General features: G+C 62.3%; 18 protein-coding genes. 9 read left to right on the forward strand and 9 right to left on the reverse strand.

Annotated features, from left to right (window positions below):
- Nucleotides 1-53: 53 nt before the first annotated feature.
- Nucleotides 54-2,423, reverse strand: coding sequence for a putative bifunctional diguanylate cyclase/phosphodiesterase (locus NAV32_RS04525; RefSeq protein ID WP_256051606.1), 2,370 nt, complete (start codon nt 2,421-2,423; stop codon nt 54-56).
- 167 nt (nt 2,424-2,590) lie between these two features.
- Here NAV32_RS04525 and uvrD point away from each other — a divergent pair, with 167 nt between their 5' ends.
- From uvrD to NAV32_RS04565, 8 genes are all read left to right on the forward strand, one after another.
- Nucleotides 2,591-4,780 (forward strand): DNA helicase II, encoded by a 2,190-nt coding sequence (gene uvrD / locus NAV32_RS04530; protein ID WP_256051607.1) that lies wholly within the window; start codon nt 2,591-2,593, stop codon nt 4,778-4,780.
- A 77-nt stretch (nt 4,781-4,857) separates the two neighbouring features.
- Nucleotides 4,858-5,952 carry a TRAP transporter substrate-binding protein gene (locus NAV32_RS04535; RefSeq protein WP_256051608.1) on the forward strand — a complete coding sequence of 365 codons (1,095 nt, stop codon included), beginning with the start codon at nt 4,858-4,860 and terminating at the stop codon, nt 5,950-5,952.
- Nucleotides 5,953-6,066: 114 nt separating this feature from the next.
- The gene (locus NAV32_RS04540; protein WP_256051609.1) at nt 6,067-6,915 is read left to right on the forward strand and encodes a Tim44 domain-containing protein; all 849 of its coding nucleotides are present in this window, start codon (nt 6,067-6,069) and stop codon (nt 6,913-6,915) included.
- A 230-nt stretch (nt 6,916-7,145) separates the two neighbouring features.
- Nucleotides 7,146-10,226 carry a formate dehydrogenase-N subunit alpha gene (gene fdnG / locus NAV32_RS04545; protein WP_256051610.1) on the forward strand — a complete coding sequence of 1,027 codons (3,081 nt, stop codon included), beginning with the start codon at nt 7,146-7,148 and terminating at the stop codon, nt 10,224-10,226.
- Nucleotides 10,226-11,152 (forward strand): formate dehydrogenase subunit beta, encoded by a 927-nt coding sequence (gene fdxH / locus NAV32_RS04550; protein ID WP_256051611.1) that lies wholly within the window; start codon nt 10,226-10,228, stop codon nt 11,150-11,152. The genes fdnG and fdxH overlap by 1 nt, the downstream gene beginning before the upstream one ends.
- A gap of 45 nt (nt 11,153-11,197) precedes the next feature.
- Entirely contained in the window at nt 11,198-11,827 is a 630-nt protein-coding gene (locus tag NAV32_RS04555) for a formate dehydrogenase subunit gamma (protein ID WP_256051612.1), read from the forward strand.
- A gap of 68 nt (nt 11,828-11,895) precedes the next feature.
- Nucleotides 11,896-12,819, forward strand: a complete 924-nt coding sequence (gene fdhE / locus NAV32_RS04560) for a formate dehydrogenase accessory protein FdhE (protein WP_256051613.1) — start codon at nt 11,896-11,898, stop codon at nt 12,817-12,819.
- Between the two features lie 89 nt (nt 12,820-12,908).
- The gene (locus NAV32_RS04565) at nt 12,909-13,052 is read left to right on the forward strand and encodes a hypothetical protein (protein ID WP_256051614.1); all 144 of its coding nucleotides are present in this window, start codon (nt 12,909-12,911) and stop codon (nt 13,050-13,052) included.
- A gap of 99 nt (nt 13,053-13,151) precedes the next feature.
- Here NAV32_RS04565 and yegQ read toward each other — a convergent pair whose 3' ends face one another.
- From yegQ to ectA, 7 genes are all read right to left on the reverse strand, one after another.
- Entirely contained in the window at nt 13,152-14,510 is a 1,359-nt protein-coding gene (gene yegQ, locus NAV32_RS04570; protein ID WP_256051615.1) for a tRNA 5-hydroxyuridine modification protein YegQ, read from the reverse strand.
- A 215-nt stretch (nt 14,511-14,725) separates the two neighbouring features.
- Nucleotides 14,726-14,944 carry a YdcH family protein gene (locus tag NAV32_RS04575; protein ID WP_256051616.1) on the reverse strand — a complete coding sequence of 73 codons (219 nt, stop codon included), beginning with the start codon at nt 14,942-14,944 and terminating at the stop codon, nt 14,726-14,728.
- Between the two features lie 210 nt (nt 14,945-15,154).
- A complete protein-coding gene (locus NAV32_RS04580) occupies nt 15,155-16,585 on the reverse strand; it encodes an aspartate kinase (RefSeq protein WP_256051617.1) in 1,431 nt (476 codons plus the stop codon).
- 100 nt (nt 16,586-16,685) lie between these two features.
- Nucleotides 16,686-17,594 (reverse strand): ectoine hydroxylase, encoded by a 909-nt coding sequence (gene thpD / locus NAV32_RS04585; protein ID WP_256051728.1) that lies wholly within the window; start codon nt 17,592-17,594, stop codon nt 16,686-16,688.
- 71 nt (nt 17,595-17,665) lie between these two features.
- The gene (locus NAV32_RS04590) at nt 17,666-18,064 is read right to left on the reverse strand and encodes an ectoine synthase (RefSeq protein WP_181083267.1); all 399 of its coding nucleotides are present in this window, start codon (nt 18,062-18,064) and stop codon (nt 17,666-17,668) included.
- Nucleotides 18,065-18,083: 19 nt separating this feature from the next.
- Nucleotides 18,084-19,358 carry a diaminobutyrate--2-oxoglutarate transaminase gene (gene ectB / locus NAV32_RS04595; RefSeq protein WP_256051618.1) on the reverse strand — a complete coding sequence of 425 codons (1,275 nt, stop codon included), beginning with the start codon at nt 19,356-19,358 and terminating at the stop codon, nt 18,084-18,086.
- Complete coding sequence (gene ectA, locus NAV32_RS04600; RefSeq protein ID WP_256051619.1) at nt 19,355-19,885, reverse strand: diaminobutyrate acetyltransferase; 531 nt, start codon at nt 19,883-19,885, stop codon at nt 19,355-19,357. The genes ectB and ectA overlap by 4 nt, the downstream gene beginning before the upstream one ends.
- A 216-nt stretch (nt 19,886-20,101) precedes the next feature.
- Between ectA and NAV32_RS04605 the strand changes: the two genes are divergently transcribed.
- Nucleotides 20,102-20,269, forward strand: coding sequence for a hypothetical protein (locus tag NAV32_RS04605; RefSeq protein ID WP_256051620.1), 168 nt, complete (start codon nt 20,102-20,104; stop codon nt 20,267-20,269).
- Nucleotides 20,270-20,522: 253 nt separating this feature from the next.
- On the opposite strand, the gene zwf is transcribed toward NAV32_RS04605, so the two are convergent.
- Entirely contained in the window at nt 20,523-21,965 is a 1,443-nt protein-coding gene (gene zwf, locus NAV32_RS04610) for a glucose-6-phosphate dehydrogenase (protein WP_256051621.1), read from the reverse strand.
- Nucleotides 21,966-21,995: the final 30 nt, after the last annotated feature.

A 21,995-nucleotide genomic window follows, 5' to 3' on the forward strand; every position in this document is an offset into this window, starting at 1 on the left:
CGGGTGGCGATCCACCGGTGGCGACATGGAGGATGCAAAAAGCGGCATCCGCCCTACGGAGCAGCCAGCAGCGCGGCAAACTGTTCGGCGGGCACCGGGCGGCTGATCAGGTAGCCCTGAATCTCGTCGCAGCCCTGTTCGCTGAGGAAGTCCAGCTGCGCCTGGGTTTCGACGCCTTCGGCCACTACTTGCAGCTCCAGGCTGTGCACCATGGCAATGATGGCGCGGACGATGGCCGCATCATCTCCGAACTGTTCCAGCTCGGAGATGAAGGAACGGTCGATCTTGACGAAATCCACCGGGAAACGCTTGAGGTAGCTGAGTGAGGAATAGCCGGTGCCGAAATCGTCGATGGCCAGCTTCACCCCCAGCGCACGCAACTGACGGCTGATGCTGATGGCGTTGTCGATATCGTCGAGCAGCTGGCTTTCGGTCAGTTCAAGTTCGAGCATTTGTGGCGGCAAGCCGGTTTCTTCCAGCACCTGGCGCACCAGGCTGACGAAATTGCCCTGTCGGAGCTGCCTGACCGACAGGTTCACCGACACGCGAATCTGCGCCAGCCCGTCTTGCTGCCACTGGCGTGCCTGACGGCAGGCCTGGCGCAGGACGAACTCGCCCAGCGGAATGATCAGCCCGGTTTCCTCGGCCAGCGCAATGAAGTAACCCGGCGCCATCAGCCCCTGCTGCGGGTGATTCCAGCGCACCAGCGCTTCCGCCGCGTCGAGACGTCCCTCCTTCAGGTTCAGCCGTGGCTGATAGAAGACTTCGAGCTGACCCTCGTCGATGGCGCGACGCAGCTGATTTTCCAGCTTGAGATTTTCCAGGCTGGGAACCCGCAGGCGTTCGGTGAAGAACTGCAGGGTATTGCCGCCCAGGTGCTTGGCATGCCGCATCGCCATGTTCGCCTGCAGCAGCAGCGAAGTGGCGTCGCGGGCATTGTCAGGCAGCAGACTGACGCCGATGGAGGCACCGATCACCAGCTCCTGGCCGTCGACGATGATGGGTTTGGCAATGCGCGACAGCAGCCGACTGCCACTGTGAGCCAGGGTCGAGAGGCTGCCATAGCCTTCGAGCAGCACCACGAACTCGTCACCTGACAACCGCGCAATGGTGTTGGCGCTGGTGAAGGTATGTGACAGGCGACGTGAGACCTCACACAGCAGCCGGTCGGCTACTTCGTGGCCCAGGCTTTCGTTGAGAATCTTGAACCGGTCAAGGTCGATATAGAGCACCGCCAGGCCGCGACTGCTGTGACGTGCACGCTCGCAGGCACCATTGAGCCGCTCCAGAAGCAGGCTGCGATTGCCCAGCCCGGTGAGTTCGTCGAAGTGCGAGAGGTAACGCAGGCGCTCCTCCACCTGGCGGCGGGCGCTCAGATCGGAGAGAAAGGCCACCACATTGACGACACCACCCTCGGCATCGCGCACCACCTGCAACTGCACCCATTGCGGGTAGACCTCACCACTCTTGCGGGTCTTGATCAGCTCGCCCTGCCAGCAGCCCTCGCGCAGCAACACGGTACGCATCATTTCGTATTGCTGACGGCTGCTTTCGCTGCTGGCCAGCTGCGCCAGTCGATGACCAACCAGCTCCTCGCGGCTGTAGCCGGAGAGCGCACAACAGGCATCGTTGACAGCCAGCAGGCGGAATTCGGCATCCATGATGACCATACCTTCGCCCGCCGCCTCGAACAGGGTGCTCGCCACCCGCTGTTGCAACCCGTCGATAGGACATGCCTCGGCATGCTGCGGTGGCCGGGCGGTGGCCGGCTCACCCGGCCCGTCCAGCAGATCATTGCGTCGTGCAATCAGCAGTCGGTTGAGCTGCCAGGCAACCATGCACAGCGTCAGCAGGACGATCAGCAGCAACGCACCCCAGCCCTGCAGCGTCGCCTGATCACTGCTCAGCAACACCGTGCCCGACGGCAACAGGCCCGGCAGAGCAAGCGCAAGGAAGTCTCGCCAGGAAACGGCACTGGCAATGCTGCCGATGATGATGACCGCGCTGAGCGATCCATAGAGCAGGGCTTGCTGGACGAAGCCGCCGCCGGGGACCAGCGCAACAAAGGCATAGCTGAGCGTCAGCCCCGTCAAGGCATTGCCCGCGACAAAGGCGTGACGCCACCAGGGGCGCTGCTGGTCAATCGTGGCAGCACCTGCGAAGGCACTCGCCTGTTGCAGCCGTAGTAACGTCAGCAACAGCGTCCAGCCGGACCACATCCCCAGCTCCAGCGCTGAAACCTCACCCCACAACAGCCCTGCGCAGAACAGGCTGGCAAGGACCATGAGCACCAGCCAAGCCCACGAATCCTGATAGAGGAGTCGTGTCCGTTCGGTCGGTTGCGAAATGCCTGCGAAGTTGAAAACGGTGCGGTCCTCCTTGGCCGATGACGCCGATGGTGTTGCTTGAGCGGGATCGATCATCAGTTGCTCTGCAGTGGTATCCGGAGCCTGGTAAATATGACAGCGGCGGATAATGGCACGTTGGCAGCCCAGGGCAACAGCCCCATTCCGACCAATGAATGAGCGCCCATCCACCCGAGACGGGTGAACGCAGCGAAGAAGGCCGGTTTGCGGATAGAATGGCGACCATGTCTGACGATCTCTCCCTCCTCCTGAACTCCCTCAACGATGCCCAGCGGCAGGCCGTGGCCGCGCCGCTGGGGCGTCAACTCGTTCTCGCCGGTGCCGGCTCGGGCAAGACCCGCGTGCTGGTACACCGCATCGCCTGGCTCAACCAGATCGAACACGCCTCGCTGCATTCGATCCTGTCGGTGACTTTCACCAACAAGGCCGCTGCCGAGATGCGCCAGCGCATCGAGCAGCTGTTGCACGTCAATCCGCAGGGCATGTGGGTCGGCACCTTCCACGGCCTGGCCCACCGGCTGCTGCGGGCGCACTGGCAGGAAGCGAAGCTGGATCAGAATTTCCAGATCCTCGATTCCGACGACCAGCAACGCTTGGTCAAGCGGGTGATTCGCGAGCTCGGCCTGGACGAGCAGCGCTGGCCGGCACGTCAGGCGCAGTGGTGGATCAACGGGCAGAAAGACGAAGGGCAGCGCCCGCAGAACATCCAGGCCGGCGGCGACCTGTTCCTCGCCACCCAGCTGAAGATCTACGAAGCCTATGAACAGGCCTGTGCCCGCGCCGGAGTGATCGACTTCTCCGAGCTGCTGCTGCGCGCGCTGGATCTGTGGCGCGACCATCCTGGGCTGCTGGCGCATTACCAGCGGCGTTTCCGTCACGTGCTGGTGGACGAGTTCCAGGACACCAACGCCGTGCAGTACGCCTGGCTGCGGTTGCTGGCCAAGGGCGGCGAGAGCCTGATGGTGGTCGGCGACGACGACCAGTCGATCTACGGCTGGCGTGGCGCGCGCATCGAAAACCTGCAGCAGTTCAGCCAGGACTTCGCCGATGCCCAGACCATTCGTCTGGAACAGAACTACCGTTCCACCGCGTGCATTCTCAAGGCCGCCAACGCGCTGATTGCCAACAACCAGGGGCGTCTGGGCAAGGAGCTGTGGACCGAGGGCTGCGAAGGCGAGCCGATCAACCTCTATGCCGCCTTCAACGAGCACGACGAAGCACGCTACGTGGTGGAAACCATCGAGAAGGCCATCCGCGACGGCATGAGCCGCAGCGAGATGGCCATCCTCTACCGCTCCAACGCCCAGTCGCGAGTGCTGGAAGAGGCGCTGCTGCGCGAAAAGATCCCGTACCGCATCTATGGCGGTCAGCGCTTCTTCGAGCGTGCCGAGATCAAGAACGCCATGGCCTACCTGCGCCTGATCCAGACCCGTCACAACGATGCGGCGCTGGAGCGGGTGATCAACCTGCCGGCACGCGGCATCGGCGAGAAGACCGTCGAGGCCCTGCGCCAGCTGGCCCGCGCCGAGGAAACCTCGCTGTGGGCGGCGCTGCATCAGGCAGTCGGCACCAAGGCGGTATCCGGTCGCGCGGCCAGCGCGCTGAACGGCTTCGTCGAGCTGATCGACACCCTGGCGCTGAAGGTCGAGGGCATGCAGTTGCACAGCATGGCGCAGCTGGTGATCGAGCAGTCCGGCCTGCTCGCCTACCACCGCGACGAGAAGGGCGAAAAGGCCCAGGCGCGGGTGGAGAACCTGGAGGAACTGGTTTCCGCCGCGCGCGCTTTCGACAACTACAGTGAAGAGGATGACGACATCCAGTCACCGCTGGCGGCCTTCCTCGATCACGCCTCGCTGGAGGCCGGCGAGCAGCAGGCCGGCGACCACGAGGACAGCGTGCAACTGATGACCCTGCACAGCGCCAAGGGTCTGGAGTTCCCGCTGGTATTCCTTGTCGGCATGGAAGAAGGGCTGTTCCCACACAAGATGAGCCTAGAGGAATCCGGTCGTCTGGAAGAGGAACGTCGCCTGGCCTATGTGGGCATCACCCGCGCCATGCAGCAGCTGACCATCACTTACGCCGAAACACGGCGGCTGTACGGCAGCGAGACCTACAACAAGATTTCCCGCTTCGTGCGGGAAATCCCGCCGGCCCTGATCAGCGAAGTGCGCCTGAGCAACACGGTCAGCCGCTCGTTCAATACCAGAGGAATGAGCGGTGCCTCGCTGTTCGACGGCGCCAGCGTGCCGGATACCCCGTTCAACCTCGGCCAGCGCGTACGCCATGCGCTGTTCGGCGAAGGCACTATCCTCAACTTCGAAGGCTCCGGCGCCCAGGCGCGGGTGCAGGTGAATTTCGAGGATGAAGGCAGCAAGTGGCTGATGCTCAGTTACGCCAAGCTCGAAGCGCTTTGAGACTGCAGGGCAGGCAACGCGCCCTGCAACCCGACTTCCGCACCAAGAACAAAGTCACCAAGGAAAACCGGAGCCCCATGAAACGCCGTTATCTGCTCGCTGCCACAACGCTACTCGCTACCCTCGGTCTCACCGGCTGCAATGACGACAAAACCGAAACCACCGCTCAGCAAGCCAGCGAACCCGCCAAGACCTACCAGTGGAAGATGGTCACCGCCTGGCCGAAGAACTATCCGGGCCTTGGCACTTCCGCCGAGCGCCTGGCCGAGCGCGTTACCGCCATGAGCGCTGGCCGCCTGACCATTCGGGTGTATGCCGCTGGTGAGCTGGTGCCTGCACTAGAAGTCTTCGACTCCGTCTCGCGCGGCACCGCCGAGCTGGGTCACGGCGCGGCTTATTACTGGAAGGGCAAGGTGCCCACCGCGCAGTTCTTCACCTCGGTACCCTTCGGACTCTCTGCCATCGAGATGAACGCCTGGCTGAGCAAGGGCGGCGGGCAGGCCTTTTGGGAAGAGGCCTATGCACCGCACGGCGTGAAGCCGATGGTGGTGGGCAACAGCGGCATGCAGATGGGCGGCTGGTTCAACAAGGAGATCAACTCGCTGAGCGATCTTCAGGGTCTGAAGATCCGCATGCCGGGTCTGGGCGGCGAAGTGCTGGCGCGGCTTGGCGCCACCAGCGTCAACCTGCCTGGCGGTGAAGTCTTCACTGCCCTGCAGACCGGCGCCATCGACGCCACTGACTGGGTCAACCCCTACAACGACCTGGCCTTCGGCCTGCACAAGGCTGCGCGCTATTACTACTATCCGGGCTGGCAAGAGCCGCAGGCGGTGTTGGAGTTGCTGGTCAATCAGAAAGCCTTCGACAGTCTGCCGGCGGACCTGCAGGTGATCCTCACCGAGGCGACCCGCGCCGCCAGCCGCGACATGCTCGACGATTACACCTACAACAACGCCCTGGCGCTGGAACAGCTCAAGCAGCAGGGCGTCGAACTCAAGCGCTTCCCCGACGAAGTCCTCGTCGCCATGCGCGAGCATTCCGAGCAGGTGCTGGGCCAGCTGGCCAAACAGAGCGAGCTGAATGGCCGCATCTGGGCCTCGATGAAAGCCTTTCAGGCTCAGGTGGAGCCGATGCAGGAGATATCCGAGAAGGAGCTGTACAACTGGCGCTGATCAAGAGGCGACTGCCGTTTCGATAAGCAAAAGCCTGAAACATTTACCGCTGGCGTTGTGTCGCACCCCTGTGCAACATGACGCGCGCACCTTCACCCAACATGGGAACACTTAATGAAATCTGTGCTTAGCCTCTTCATGGCGCTGTGTCTCAGCCTGACTTTCGCGCTCGACGCCCACGCCAAGCGCTTCGGCGGCGGCAAGAGCTTCGGCTCGGCGCCCAGCCACCAGACCCGCCAGGCTGCACCTCAACAACGCAATGATGCCGCTCAGCAGCAGGCCGGCCGTCAACAACCCGCCGCCGCCAGCGGTGCTTCGCGCTGGCTCGGCCCGCTGGCCGGTCTGGCTGCCGGTGGCCTGCTGGCCTCGATGTTCATGGGTGATGGCTTCGAGGGCATCCAGTTCATGGATATCCTGATCTTCGGCCTGATCGCCTTCGTCATCTTCCGCCTCATCGCCGCACGCCGACGCCAGCAGCAACCCGCTGTGGCCGGCCATGCGCCCATGCAGCGTGAAATGCCGCAGCAGCCGTCGATCTTCGGTGGCAGCAGTAGCAGTGCGGCCGTGGCTGCGGCTCCGGTGATCAACGCACCCGCGTGGTTCAACGAGCAGAGCTTCGTCGGCGCCGCTCGCGAGCATTTCCTGTCGCTGCAGCAGCACTGGGATGCGAACGAGATGGACAAGATCGCCGAGTTCGTCACCCCGCAACTGCTTGAGTTTCTCAAGCGCGAGCGCGCCGAGATCGGTGATGCCTATCAGGCGACCTATGTCGATGATCTGCAGATCCAGCTCGACGGCGTGGATGACAATGCCGAGAAGACCACCGCCACCCTGACCTTCGTCGGCGTGGCGAAGAACTCCCGCTTCGACCAGGGCGAGCCCTTCAGCGAAAGCTGGCGCATGGAGCGTGCCCAAGGCGAGAACCAGCCCTGGCTGGTGGCCGGTATCCGCCAGAACGCCTGAGTTTTCTGACGTACCCAAGCCCGGACCGATGTCCGGGCTTTTTATTGCGCGCCACAAATCCTTGCATAACCAAAGGATTAATCCTTTCAGCGAGCGGGCCGTATACAATGTGCCCAAGCGAAGCGCCAAAAGCGCTCATGGGTCGATGGGAACCATGCTCAAGGCTGCGCCAGAACAGCCCGACCGGTTTTCGATGACCCGCCTCGTCTTAGCCTGATAAGGAAGAAACGATGGACATGAACCGTCGCCAGTTCTTCAAGGTCTGCGGGATAGGCCTTGGAGCGACCAGCATGGCGGCCCTGGGCATGGCGCCCGAGCCCGCCTTTGCCGAGTCGATACGGCATTTCAAACTGAGCAACACCAAAGAAACCCGCAACACCTGCCCCTATTGCTCCGTGGGCTGCGGCCTGATCCTCTACAGTCGCGGCACCGGCGGCAAGAACGTCGATCAGCAGATCATCCACGTCGAGGGCGATTCGGATCATCCGGTCAACCGCGGCAGCCTGTGCCCCAAGGGCGCCGGCCTGCTGGACTTCATCAAAAGCCCCAACCGCCTGCAGCACCCAATGGTGCGCAAGCCCGGCTCCAATGAGTGGACCCGCCTGTCCTGGGACGAAGCGCTTGAGCGCATCGCCCGTCTGATGAAAGAGGACCGCGACGCCAACTTAGTGCAGCAGAACGCCCAAGGCCAGACGGTTAACCGCTGGACCTCGGTCGGCTTTCTCGCCGCCTCGGCTGCGTCCAACGAAACCGGCTACCTGACCCACAAGGTCGTCCGCAATCTCGGCATCGTAGGATTCGATAACCAAGCACGTGTCTGACACGGCCCGACGGTGGCAAGTCTTGCCCCGACGTACGGCCGTGGCGCCATGACCAACACCTGGACGGATATCGGCAACGCCGATCTGGTCCTGGTAATGGGTGGCAACGCTGCAGAAGCACACCCCTGCGGTTTCCGCTGGGTGACCGAAGCCAAGTCCGAGAACAAGGCCCGGCTGATCGTGGTCGATCCACGCTTCACCCGCACCGCCTCGGTGGCCGACTATTACGCGCCCATTCGTACCGGGACGGATATCGCGTTCCTGGGCGGCTTGATCAATTACCTGATCGACAACGACAAGATCCAGCACGAGTACGTGCGCAACTACACCGACGTATCGTTCATCGTCAGCGAAGGCTTCAGCTTCGAGGATGGTCTGTTCAGCGGCTACGACGCGGAGAAGCGCACCTATACCGACAAGTCCGGCTGGACCTACGAGCTGGGCGAGGACGGCTACGCCAAGGTCGATCCAACCCTGCAGCACCCGCGTTGCGTGTTCCAGCTGATGAAGCAGCACTACAGCCGCTACACGCCGGAACTGGCCAGCCAGATCTGCGGTACGCCCGTGGATCGCATGCTGAAGATCTGGGAAGAAATCGCCACCTGCTCGACACCGGGCAAGACCATGACGATTCTCTATGCCCTCGGCTGGACCCAGCACTCGATCGGCGCACAGATCATCCGCACCGCGGCCATGGTCCAGTTGCTGCTGGGCAACGTTGGCATGCCGGGCGGTGGCGTCAACGCGCTGCGCGGGCACTCCAACATCCAGGGGCTGACCGACCTCGGCTTGCTTTCCAACCTGCTGCCGGGCTACCTGACCCTGGGGCTGGATGCCGAGCAGGATTACTCGACCTACATTGCCAAGCGCGCGCCCAAGCCGCTGCGACCGGGACAGATGTCCTACTGGCAGAACTACGGCAAGTTCCACGTCAGTCTGATGAAGGCCTGGTACGGCCCAGCCGCCCAGGCGGAGAACGACTGGTGCTTCGACTACCTGCCCAAGCTGGAATACGGCGGCGCCGGCTACGACGTGCTGCGCATGTTCGACATGATGTCGCGCGACGAAGTGAACGGCTATTTCTGCCAAGGCTTCAACCCGCTGGCGGCGCTGCCGGACAAGAACCGCGTGGTCAAATCGCTGGCCCGGCTCAAGTGGCTGGTGGTGATGGACCCGCTGCAAACCGAAACTTCCGAGTTCTGGCGCAATCACGACGAGTTCAACGACGTTGACACCGCCAGCATCCAGACCGAAGTGTTCAGCCTGCCGACCACCTGCTTCGCTGAGGAAGACGGTTCGCTGGTCAACAGTACCCGCTGGCTGCAGTGGCACTGGAAGGCTGCCGACGGCCCCGGTGAATCACGTCCAGACATCTGGATCATGTCCGGCCTGCACACGCGGCTGCGCGAGCTGTATCGCACCGAGGGCGGCGTCTTCCCCGAGCCCATCCTCAACCTGCACTGGCCCTACAAGGTGGCCCACGAACCCTCGGCCGAGGAACTGGCCAAGGAATTCAACGGTTACGCAGTGACCGAGGTGACCGACGCCAACGGCAACCTGGTGGCCCGTCCCGGTCAGCAGCTGGGCGCGTTCAGTCAGTTGAAGGACGACGGCAGCACCGCTTCGGGCTGCTGGATCTTCTGCGGTTCCTGGACCGAGCAGGGCAACCTGATGGCGCGGCGCGACAACAGCGACCCGTACCACATGAAGCAGCACCAGAACTGGGCCTTCGCCTGGCCGGCGAACCGCCGCATTCTCTATAACCGCGCCTCCGCCGACCCCCAGGGCAAACCCTGGTCGGACCGCAAGAAGCTGGTCTGGTGGGATGCGCAGGCCAAGGGCTGGGCCGGTACCGACGTGCCGGACTACAACGCCAGCATCGACCCCGAAGCGGGGATGAATCCGTTCATCATGAACCCCGAAGGCGTGGCGCGTTTCTTTGCCGTGGACAAGATGGCCGAAGGCCCCTTCCCCGAGCATTACGAGCCGTTCGAGACGCCCATCGGCGTCAACCCGATGCACCCGAAAAACCGCAAGGTGATCAGCAGCCCGGCCGCACGCGTGTTCGATTCGGTGTGGGAGTCACTCGGCACTGCTGACGAGTTCCCCTACGCCGGTACCACCTACCGGTTGACAGAGCATTTCCACTACTGGACCAAGCACTGCAAGCTGAACGCCATCGCTCAGCCCGAGCAGTTCGTCGAGATCGGCGAAGTGCTGGCCAGGGAGAAGGGCATCGCTGCCGGCGACCGGGTGCGCGTCAGCTCCAAACGCGGCCACATCGAGGCTGTGGCGGTAGTCACCAAGCGCATCCGTCCATTGCAGGTCAACGGACAGGTGGTGCACCAGGTCGGCATTCCGCTGCACTGGGGCTTCACCGGCGTGGCCAAGCCGGGGTACATCGCCAACACCCTGGTGCCCTACATCGGTGACGGCAACACCCAGACGCCGGAATCCAAGTCGTTCCTGGTCAACGTGGAGAAGGTGTAATGGCTACTCAAGACATTATTGCGCGCTCCGCGACCACCACGCCTGCCCCCTCGATCCGTCAGGTCGAGGAGGTGGCCAAGCTGATCGACGTGTCCAAGTGCATCGGCTGCAAGGCCTGCCAGGTCGCCTGCTCGGAATGGAACGAGCTGCGCGACGAGGTGGGCAGCAACCACGGCACCTACGACAACCCCATCGACCTGACCGCCGACAGCTGGACGGTGATGCGCTTCACCGAGCACGAAAAGGATGACGGCGACCTGGAGTGGCTGATCCGCAAGGACGGCTGCATGCATTGCGCCGATCCGGGCTGCCTCAAGGCCTGCCCGTCGCCTGGCGCCATCGTGCAGTACGCCAACGGCATCGTCGACTTCAACCAGGACAAGTGCATCGGCTGCGGCTATTGCGTCACCGGCTGCCCGTTCAACGTGCCGCGCATCTCGCAGGATGACAAGAAGGCCTACAAATGCACCCTGTGCAGCGACCGTGTGTCGGTGGGCATGGAGCCGGCCTGCGTGAAGACCTGCCCGACCAGCGCCATCGTCTTCGGCAGCAAGGACGACATGCAGCGTCACGCAGACGAGCGCATCGCGGACCTGAAGTCGCGTGGCTACGAACACGCCGGCCTCTACGACCCCGATGGCGTCGGCGGCACCCACGTCATGTACGTGCTGCACCACGCCGACAAGCCGTCGCTGTATGCCGGCCTGCCTGATCAGCCGGTCATCAGCCCGATGGTCAGCCTGTGGAAAGGCATCACCAAACCCCTGGCCCTGCTGGCCATGGGAGCGGCGGTACTGGGCGGCTTCTTCCACTATGTGCGGGTCGGCCCGCAACGTGTCGAGGAAGAGGAGGACGAGCCGACGGTCGAGCCGGCGGCTCATCAACAGGATCCGGCGGTGCAGACCTACGACCCCAAGCAGCCCTGAGGCGTGCCGGCCCCGTTCGTGCGGGGCCGGTCGAGGACCATCGACATGAAACAAGATGAAATCCAGCGTTACAACGCCAACGAGCGCAGCAACCACTGGGCCGTGGCGATCCTGTTCATCCTGGCGGGTCTGTCCGGCCTGGCGCTGTTCCATCCGGCGCTGTTCTGGCTGAGCAACCTGTTTGGCGGCGGCCCCTGGACGCGCATCCTGCACTCTTTCCTGGGCGTAGCGATGTTCGTGCTGTTCCTGGGCCTGGTATTTCGCTTCTGGAGCGCCAACTACTTCTCCGGTAACGACGGCCTGTGGTTGAAAAACATCGGCAAGGTGATGCGCAACCAGGAAGACGGCGTACCGCCCATCGGCAAGTACAACCCCGGCCAGAAGCTGCTGTTCTGGGCGCTGCTGGTGAGCATGCTGGTGTTGCTGGTGTCGGGCATCGTCATCTGGCGCGAGTACTTCAGCCATCTGTTCGGTATCGACGCCATCCGCCTGGCGGCTCTGGCACACGCCTTCGCCGCTTTCGTGCTGGTGCTGGCGATCATCGTCCACGTTTACGCAGCGATCTGGATCAAGGGCTCCTTCGGCGCCATGCTCTCCGGCAAGGTCAGCCACCGCTGGGCGCGCAAGCACCATGAGCTCTGGTACCGTGAAGTCACCGACCGGAAGCGCGACTGAACCCGGCCAATCGCAACGACGCGAGCGCGACCTTGGGGTCGCGCTTGTTTTTTCAGGAGGCCACAGACATGGCTGACAACCTTCTCGAACCGGAGCAGATCACTGCTTCGGCCAGCACCCCGCCCTACAGCGACCTGCCACCGGAACGCCTGTTCGCCCTGCGCGCCGAACGTCTGGAAAAACTGGCAACAGACCACCCCATGGGAGACTACCTGCGCCTGCTGGCCGGACTCTGCCGCGTTCAGCAACAGCTGCTGGAACAACCACCCGCCTCGCTGTTACCGACGCCGGAGCGCCTGGCCCAGGCCCGCACCCACAAGATGCCTCCGTTGGCGGTGGACAGTCTGGTGCGTGAAGACGGCTGGCAACCGTTTCTCGACGCCCTGCTGGAGCAAGTCGAGGCTCCCAACGAAGCCGTCGGCAAAGCGCTGGACAGCTTGCGCAAGGCCGATGGCGAACAGCGTCGCAGCTGGGCTGTGAGCCTCCTGGACGGCTACTACTCGGCGCTCGACGCCGCCGTGGTGCCTTTCCTCGGCGCCGCGCTGCAGGCCGCCTGGAGCCAGGCGCTGCTGGCTCTGCCTGAAGGCAGCGTGACGGACATCGGCAGCGGCGCCCAATGCCCCTGCTGCGGCTCACCGGCGATGACCGGGGTGATCCGCCATCGCGGCAAGCAACAGGGTCTGCGCTATCTGGTCTGCTCGCTGTGCGCCTGCGAATGGCACTTCGTGCGGGTCAAGTGCGTGCATTGCGACTCCAGCAAGGACCTGCACTACGCCAGCCTGGAAAGCGACCGCCACGCCCCGGACAAGGCACCCATCCGTGCCGAGTGCTGCCCCGGCTGCAACAGCTACTTCAAGCTGGTCTACCTCGAATCCGACCCGGACGCCGAAGGTCTCTCCGCTGACCTCGCCAGTCTCGCCCTTGACCTTCGCATGGATCAGGAAGGTTATCAGCGCCAGGCACCCAACCTGCTGCTGGCGCCGGGCAGCTGAAAGCTTCTCGCGACGGTGGATAAAGCGAAGCTTATCCACCGGTTTCGCGCCTCAGGCATCTCCGAGCGCCTCGCTCGCTGAAAGAGCTGGTGCATCGCCTGAAGAATCTTCAAGACTGGCAGGTGGAACAGCGCCGTCTGGAGGTCATCCGCGAGATCAAGATCAAGGGGTTGATCGAGTCGGTTCTTGAGCATCTGCGCCGACAAACAGATCTTCCGCGCGGCGCTGTGTAATGCTCTGTATCGCCCATGGCGTGCTGAAATCCGGTGAACCGCTCACTCCCGAACCCGCGATTGCGAGGTGAGGAGCAAGGCCGTCTCCACGCGGTGTTTTCAGCTGCGGGTGGTGCTGCCTTCCAGTTCGCGCATCAGCAGGGCGTATTGCAGGTCCACGTCTTCCGGCACGGACAGATACACGGTGTGGCCGTCGCCCGGTGCGACGTCGATCTGCTCGCCACGCTTGTTCTCCAAGGTTTCCAGACGCAGGTTGAGGTTGCCCTGAGGGGTCATCAGTTCCAGCTTGTCGCCGACGGCGAAACGGTTCTTCACTTTGACTTCGGCCAGGCCGTTGCGGCGTTCGCCGGTCAGCTCGCCGACGAACTGCTGGCGTTCGGAAAGCGAGAAGCCGCGTTCGTAGTTCTGGTATTCGTCATGCACGTGACGGCGCAGGAAGCCCTCGGTGTAGCCGCGATGGGCCAGCGATTCCAGCGTATCCATCAGCGACTTGTCGAACGGCTTGCCGGCCACGGCATCGTCGATAGCCTTGCGGTAGACCTGGGCGGTGCGCGAGACGTAGTAGTGGGATTTGGTGCGGCCTTCGATCTTCAGCGAATGCACGCCCATCTGCACCAGACGCTCGACGTGCTGCACGGCGCGCAGGTCCTTGGAGTTCATGATGTAGGTGCCGTGCTCGTCTTCGCTGACTTCCATGAACTCGCCGGGGCGGCTGGAATCTTCCAGCAGGAACAGCTCATCGGTGGGCTTACCCACGCCAAGGATGGGCTCGGCGCGTTGCACGGCAATCGGTTCGTACTGGTGCACCACTTCGCCAAGCTCGTTCTCCTTGGCTTCATGGGTTTTGTATTCCCAGCGGCAGGCGTTGGTGCAGCTGCCCTGGTTGGGGTCGCGCTTGTTGATGTAGCCCGACAGCAGGCAGCGGCCCGAGTAGGCCATGCACAGCGCGCCGTGGACGAAGACTTCCAGCTCCATGCTCGGCACCTGCTCGCGGATCTCGCCGATCTCCTCCAGCGACAGTTCGCGCGAGAGGATGACCCGGCTCACGCCCTGGTCGTGCCAGAACTTCACCGTCGCCCAGTTCACCGCGTTGGCCTGTACCGAAAGGTGAATGGTCATCTCGGGGAAGTGCTGGCGCACCAGCATGATCAGCCCGGGATCGGACATGATCAGTGCGTCCGGTCCCATGGCTACCACGGGTGCGAGGTCCTTGATGAAGGTCTTCAGCTTGGCGTTGTGCGGCGCGATGTTGACCACCACGTAAAACTGTTTGCCCAGCGCGTGTGCTTCGTCGATGCCGAGCTTCAGGTTAGCGTGGTCGAACTCGTTGTTGCGTACGCGCAGGCTGTAACGCGGCTGTCCGGCGTAGACCGCATCGGCACCGTAGGCGAAGGCGTAACGCATGGATTTGAGCGTGCCGGCGGGCGACAGCAGTTCGGGGCGGAAGGGGGTGCTCATGGCGCGGTAACTCGCAGGGCGTCGGAGAAACGCGGCATTTTACTGCGCGCGGCCAAGGATTGCGCGGGTGATGGGCCGGCATAAGGGTTTCGTTGTCAGTCTTGCTGGAAACGCTTCGTGGCTGAAGCCGCCCCCACAGGTTTGGTGTGCACCGGCTTTACATGTGCGACTTCAATCGCGAATGGGTTGCGCGCCCCGCAAGCGAGGGGCAACGGTCAGGCGACGTCGGCATCCTTGAGCACGCTGTAGAGGCGATCCTTGATCTGCAGTTTTTCCTTCTTCAGGGTTTCGATCTCGGTATCGGTGCCCGGAATGATGCGCGCCTCCATGTTCTTGATGCGCTGGTCCAGTTCGTTGTGCTCGTCGAACAGGTTGTTGAAGTGTGCGTCTTCGGATTTCAGGCGGGTGATCAGATCGCGGTATTCGGGAAACATGGGAACTCCTGTGCGTGGCTGTGACGGAGCGCTGGCAGTGCGACCTGCGTTCCGGTTTCATAGTGGCCCTGCCTTGCACAGGCAATATTGACGGGCGTCATGTCTGCGATGGCAACCTGCGGTTGCGCGATGACTGCGGGCTCAGGCAGTCACAAAGCAAACCGCCGGGCGTGACAGTGTCAGGCCCGGCGGTGCTTGTGGCGGGGGTGATTACGCGGCGGCGATCACGTCGCCGTGGTTTTCCGGCTCGATCAGCGCGCGGTGCAGCGCGGCGATGGCGTTATCGTAATCTTCCTCGTTAACCACGCACTGCATTTCCACCTGGCGAATCGACTGGTGGATCGCCTGGATGCTGATGCCTGCTTCGGCCAGTGCTGCAACGGTCTTGGCAAGGATGCCCTTGACCTTGAGGTCCGAGCCGATGGCCGAGACGATGGCGACGTTATGCACCGTGACTTCCGCTGCCGGGTAGGTCTCTTCGATCAGTCGCGCGGCGCGGTTGATCAGCTTGCGTGAACCCGAGGCGTAGTAGGTGATGCTGTTGGCGTCCGAGTCCTTGTTCACCACGTAGAGCTTGAGTTGCTTGAGCAGCTTGCTGATCTCGATGTCGTAGGCCACGTCGCCGAGCATGTCCTGGTCGAACACGCCGATCCCGAAGACGTCCTTGCGGCCTGCGATGATCTCCACGCAGGGCTTCTCGCTCCGGTAGTCCTGGCTGATGAGGGTGCCGGCGTGTTGGGGCTCGAAGGCGTTTTTGATGCGCAGCTCGATGCCGGCGCGGCGCAGGGTCTTGGCGGCACGCGGGTGGATCGCTTCCATGCCGAGATTCGACAGCTGGTCGGCCACGTCGTAATTGGTGCGGCCAATGGTGACCACCTTGTCGGCGCCCACCAGATTCGGATCGGCCGAGGAAAGATGGAATTCCTTGTGGATGATCGCCTCGCGCGCGCCGGTGGCAGCGGCGATCTGGGCAAAGGTGATCTCGCTGTAGCCGCGGTCGAAGGTGTTCATCAGGCCTTCGCTGCAGTGGGTGTAGCCGGTGGCGATTACCAGTTCGCGGCTCAGGTCGACGCCTTCGAAGCTCTCGCGGACCATGTCCTCGAACGGCAGCGGCGAGTCGCGGTGCCAGCCGGTCAGGTCGACCATGCGCGCATTGATGCCGCGATGCTTGAGCGCCAGCACGGCATTGAAGGCGCTGTGTGCCTCACCCAGCGAGGCGAGCATCTCGCGCACTTTCATCAGGTGTTCACCGAGCTGGAAGTGGCCATAGGCGCACAGGCGCTGCAGGCTGCTCATGCATTCGCGGGCATCATCGATGCGGGCATTGATGAACTGGTCGGCGGCGTGGCGCTCGAAATCGCCAGGGAACAGCTCGGTGTTCTTCTCCAGCATGCGCTGGCGAACATCCTGCAGGGCATCGAGCCAGGCGCATTCGTTCTGTGCATCGGCGAAGCGCTGGTAGACGCCAGGCTCGCCGGTTTTCTTGTGCTCGAGCAGCAGGTTGGTCATGCCGCTGTAGGCCGAAACGACGAAGACCCGCTGATAGAATTCGGTGCCTTGGCGCTGGCCGATGAAGATGTTGTCGAGCAGTTCGTCGAAGCGGCTCATGGAAGTGCCGCCGATCTTTTCTACGGTGTGCATCGTTTCAACGTCCCGTCTTGGGGGTGAATTGTCATCCCTGGGCCGGCTTCGCAGCCAGTCGCAAGCCATTCCCGCACGAGGCGGAAACGCTTTTGGAAGTTCAGAGATACTGTTGTGGCCGGATCTGCAGGGGGGTGAAGTCCTCACGCTCGGCGACGAAGTCGGGGCGTGGTGCGAGTCCGCAGAAAGGCGCCTGTGCAGCATTATCCACATGGTTGTAGACGTAGAACAGATTGCTGCGGGCACTTGGCGTGATATTGCCGTTTGAGCCGTGCATGGTATTGCAGTCGAAGAACAGCACGCTGCCTGCCGGAGCAGTGGCTGTGTCAATGCCGTAACGTTCGGCCAGTCGGGTGAGGCTGTCGTGATCCGGCACGCCGAGCTCCTGCTTGCGCAGGGATTTTTCGTAATGATTCTCGGGGGTGGCGCCCACGCAGTGGATGTAATGCCTGTGCGAGCCGGGGATCAGCATCAGCGGGCCGTTGTGCGGCTCGTTGTTGGTCAGCAGGACTGAACAGCTGAGGGTGCGCATGCGCGGCAGGCCATCTTCAACGTGCCAGGTCTCGAAGTCCGAATGCCAGTAGAACTCCTTGCCGGTGAAGCCCGGCTTGAAGTTCATCCGCGACTGATGCACATAGATGTCGCCATCCAGGATGAAGCTTGCGATGGCGGCGATGCGCTCGTCGGCTGCGACGCGGGCGAACAGGGCGTTATCCCTGTGGATGGCGAATACCGAGCGGATCGCACCGCTGCCGGGTTCGCGGATGGTCTTGCCGGACTCGGCGACGGTTGGGTCCTGACGCAGGCGGTCGAGTTCGTCGCGAAACAGCGCGACTTCATCGGCGCTGAAAAGGTTGGGAATGACCAGATAGCCGTCACGCTCGAAGCGTGCGATCTGTTGCGCCGTGATGGGAGCGTTGGTCAGGTCGGTGCGGTGGATAACCGGGTCCAGACGCTCCTGCCAGCGGGGTTGATCATGCTGGCGTGAAGGGTAATGGTCGGTTTGCACGGGGTTCACTTCGCATTCTCCTTTCGGTTGCTTGGCGAGCGGCGGGTGCGGCATTGCACCCGCCTGGCCTGTCAGGCGAGGGTTTCGGCCTCCAGCGGATAGACACCACTTTCGTCGTGCACTTCCTTGCCGTTGAGAGGCGGGTTGAACACGCAGGCCATCTTCATGTCCTCGGAGCCGCCGCGCAGCAGGTGCTCGTCGTGCTTGTCGAGGATGTACAGGGTGCCGGCCTCGATCTTGTAGATCTTGCCGTCGGCGATGGTTTCGATCTCGCCGTTACCGCTGATGCAGTACACCGACTCCAGATGGTTCTGGTAGTGGATATGCGTCTCGGTGTTGGCGTAGATGGTGGTGATGTGAAACGAGAAGCCCATGTTGTCGTCCTTGAGCAGCATGCGTGTGCTGTCCCAGGTTTCGGTGACGATCTTGCGGTTGGACTGCTCGCATTCGGCAAGGGTACGTACGATCATTTTTCAGTTCCTCGGAAAATCAGGAGGCCTGATCGGCGGCATGGTCGGTCATCACGGCAGCAAAGGCCTTGTCCAGGATGCTCATGGCCTTATCGATCTGCTCTTCGCTGATGACCAGCGGGCAAAGACACTTGACCACTTCGCTGTGGGCGCCGCTGGTTTCGATCACCAGGCCGTTGGTGAAGGCATGGCGGCAGATGGCGGCGGCGGTGTCGCCGTCCGGGCAACTGATGCCGATCATCATGCCGCGTCCCTTGACGAACAGGGAATCGGGGCCATAACGGCGGACGATCTTGTGCATGCCGTCGGCGATACGCTTGCCCTTGGCGCGCACGCTCTGGGCGAATTCGTCGTTCTGCCAGAAATGCTCAAGCGCAGCGGTGGCGGTGACAAAGGCGTGGTTGTTGCCGCGGAAGGTGCCGTTGTGCTCGCCGGGAGTCCACTGGTCCAGCTCCTTGCGCAGCAGCACCATGGCGAACGGCAGACCGAAGCCCGACAGCGACTTGGACAGGGTGATCATGTCCGGCTTGATGCCCATTTCCTCGAAGCTGAAGAAACTGCCGGTACGGCCGCAGCCGGCCTGAATGTCGTCGACGATCAGCAACATGTCGTGCTTGCGGCAGAGTTTTTCCAGCTTGCGCACCCACTCGGCGGATGCGGCGTTCAGGCCGCCTTCGCCCTGTACAACCTCAACGATCACCGCAGCCGGCTTGTCGATGCCGCTGGACGGGTCGGCAAGCAGCTTGTCCATCATTGCGATGGTGTTGACCTTGTCGCCGAAGTAGTTGGCGTAGGGCATGCGGCTGACGTCGGTCAGCGGAACGCCGGCAGCGCCACGGTGGTGCTGATTGCCGGTGGCTGCCAGCGCGCCGATGCTGCAACCGTGGAAGCCGTTGGTGAAGCTGATGACGTTGCTGCGGCCTGTCACCTTGCGCGCCAGCTTCAGCGCGGCTTCCACCGCGTTGGTGCCGGTCGGGCCGGTGAACTGCATGACGTAGTTCATGCCGCGCGGCTTGAGAATCAGCCGGGAGAAGGTTTCCAGGAAACGTTCCTTGGCTTCGGAGTACATGTCCAGGCCGTGGGTAATGCCGTCATCGCTGATGTAGTCGAGCAGCGCCTGCTTGAGCACCGGATGGTTGTGCCCGTAGTTGAGGGTGCCGGCGCCGGCGAGAAAGTCGATGTATGACTTGCCTTCGCGGGTGATCAGTTCGGCGCCGCGCGCCTGTTTGAATACCACGGGGAAAGAGCGGCAGTAACTGCGAACGCCGGATTCGTGCAGTTCGAAGGTTTTCATGCGGTTTCCTCTGATTTTTCTTCTGGATTCGGAATGTCGAATGGGCCAGCCCGATACAGCACTTCGTCCTCGTGCTGGCCGGCAAAGTGCACGGCGCGGGAAAACAGCGTGCGGGTGTCGTAGTCGACGCCCAGTCGCGCGAAGGCCTTTTTGAACAGGGCTTGGGATGCGCCGTTATCGGGCGAGATGGTCGTTTCCATGAAACGAACGCCCTGGCTGGCGACCCGATGGGTCAGGGCCATCAACATGCGCAGAGCCAGACCCTGGCCGCGCATCGAGGCGTCTACCGCGACCTGCCAGACGAACAAAGTGTCCGGGCGGGAAGGTGGGCAGTAACCGGAAATGAAACCGACCAGCTGACCCTGTGCATCTTCGGCAGCAATGGCGGTATCGGCGAAATCGGAACACTGCAGAAGGTTGCAGTAGACCGAGTTGGTATCCAGCGGCTGGCAGCGGGCTACCAGTGCGTGGAGGGCAAAACCGTCGCCGTCGGTTGGGCGACGGAGCGTTACGGTAGGAACACTCAAAACAAGTCCTTTGGGGTTGCTGATTGAAATCCTTTTCTAGGATAAACACATGGAAAATCATTTCTCAACCCGAACTCTGCCTTGAGTCGACAGATATGCAGCAGATATTGATCATATCGGCAGCGTATGGATGGGTTCTGTCTTGCGGGATATTCAGTGGTGAACAGGGCGAATATCCAGGCAGATATTCAGCGAAGTTGCAGGCGGTCAACAAGCATGTTCGAAGGTGTCGAGACGAGTGTTGTTCAAGGGCCCGAAAGAGTCTTTCGTATTTTTGCTGAAAGCCCTGATTGGTGGGGCTTTCGGGCGTTCCATCAAGGGCTTTTTGGTGTTCTCGGAAAAGGCTGCGAATATGATGTGATCAGCCAGACAGAATCAAGCTGAAATCAGGCGAGTTCAGTCACTGTAAATGGACGTCCTGCTTTGCTGATATTCAGGGGTGATATCGTCGCTATTGCGGCGCAGAATCGCCCACGCGATAAAAGATGAAAAATAATTCATGATGAGTTGCTTGTCGGCGGAACTCAGAAGTTCCGCCGCAGTTGTCAGTCAATGTTACAGATAGTGGTGCGAATATGTACTGGACTGCTCTACCAGGCATTATCCGGGCGATTGCACGGTGTCGCGCAGCCGCCTGCTATTGTCGCCACCGGCTGCCCTGTCGCTCAATCAGCTGATGGGCCTGTTCGGGGCCATCGGTACCGGCTGGATAGGGCCGTGGCTTGCGATAATGGCTGTGCCAGCCACGCAGGATCGGATCGACCCAGCGCCAGGCGGCTTCTACTTCGTCGCGACGCATGAACAGCGTCGAATCGCCCTCGATGACGTCCAGTAGCAGGCGCTCGTAAGCCTCCCAGCGGCGCGTGCTGCTGAAGGCGTGAACCAGATTCAGGTCCAGCTCCACCGGTTCCAGCTGCATGCCTTTGCCGGGCGCCTTGGCCATCAGCTGCAGGCTGATGCTTTCCTCGGGCTGCAGGCGGATCACCAGGCGGTTGGTCTCGCCCTTGCTGAACAGCATGTGCGGTACCGGCTTGAAGGTGATGATGATTTCCGAGCGCTTGCTGGCCATGCGCTTGCCGGTGCGCAGGTAAAAGGGCACGCCCGCCCAGCGCCAGTTGTCGATTTCAGCCTTTACCGCGACGAAGGTTTCAGTGTCGCTGTCATTGTCGATGTTCTTTTCGAAGTAGTAGGCCTGCACGTCGTGACCGCCGATCTGCCCGGCGCCGTACTGGCCGCGCACGGTCTTGTCCTGCACGTCGTTGCCCGTGATGGGCTTGAGGGCTTCGAGCACCTTGACCTTCTCGTTGCGTACCGACTCGGCGTCGAAGCGTACCGGCGCCTCCATGGCCACCAAGCAGAGCAGCTGCAACAGGTGATTCTGCAGCATGTCGCGCATGGCGCCCGCGTTGTCGTAGTAACTGCCGCGATTTTCCACGCCGAGGGTTTCGGCCACGGTGATCTGCACATTGTCGATATGCCCGGCACGCCAGATCGGCTCGAACAGCGCATTGGCGAAACGCAGCGCCATGAGGTTCTGCACGGTTTCCTTGCCCAGATAATGATCGATCCGGTAAATCCGTGGCTCGGGAAACATCTGGCCGATGGCGGCATTGATCGACAACGCCGAATCGAGTGAATGGCCGATGGGTTTTTCCAGCACGATGCGCGCGTTTTTGCCGGCCAGCCCGGCACTTTCGAGATTGGAGGCAATCGGCTCGAACAGGTCGGGGGCGGTGGCCAGGTAATGCACGTGCACGCGGCCTTCGGCCTGTCCCAACTGGTGCGCGAGGCGGACGAATTCGCCGCGCTGGGAGGCGTCCATGGGGAAATAATCGAGGCGTTGGCTGAAAGCCTGCCAGACGTTCGTATCGAAATCGTTGCGCGCCACCTGTGCCCGGCAATGGCGCTCGGCCAAAGTCACATAGGCGTTGCGCTCCAGGCGCTTGCGGGCGATGGCAAGAATGCGCACGTCCCGGTGCAGTCGCCCTTCGCGATGCAGGTGATAGAGCGCGGGGATGAGCTTGTGCAACGCCAGGTCACCGGTGCCGCCGAAGACCAGCATGTCGCAGGGAATGGACACGACATCACTCCTACTTGATGAGACGGGCTG

Source organism: Stutzerimonas stutzeri (genome assembly GCF_024448695.1).
GTDB classification, from domain to species: Bacteria; Pseudomonadota; Gammaproteobacteria; order Pseudomonadales; family Pseudomonadaceae; genus Stutzerimonas; species Stutzerimonas stutzeri_T.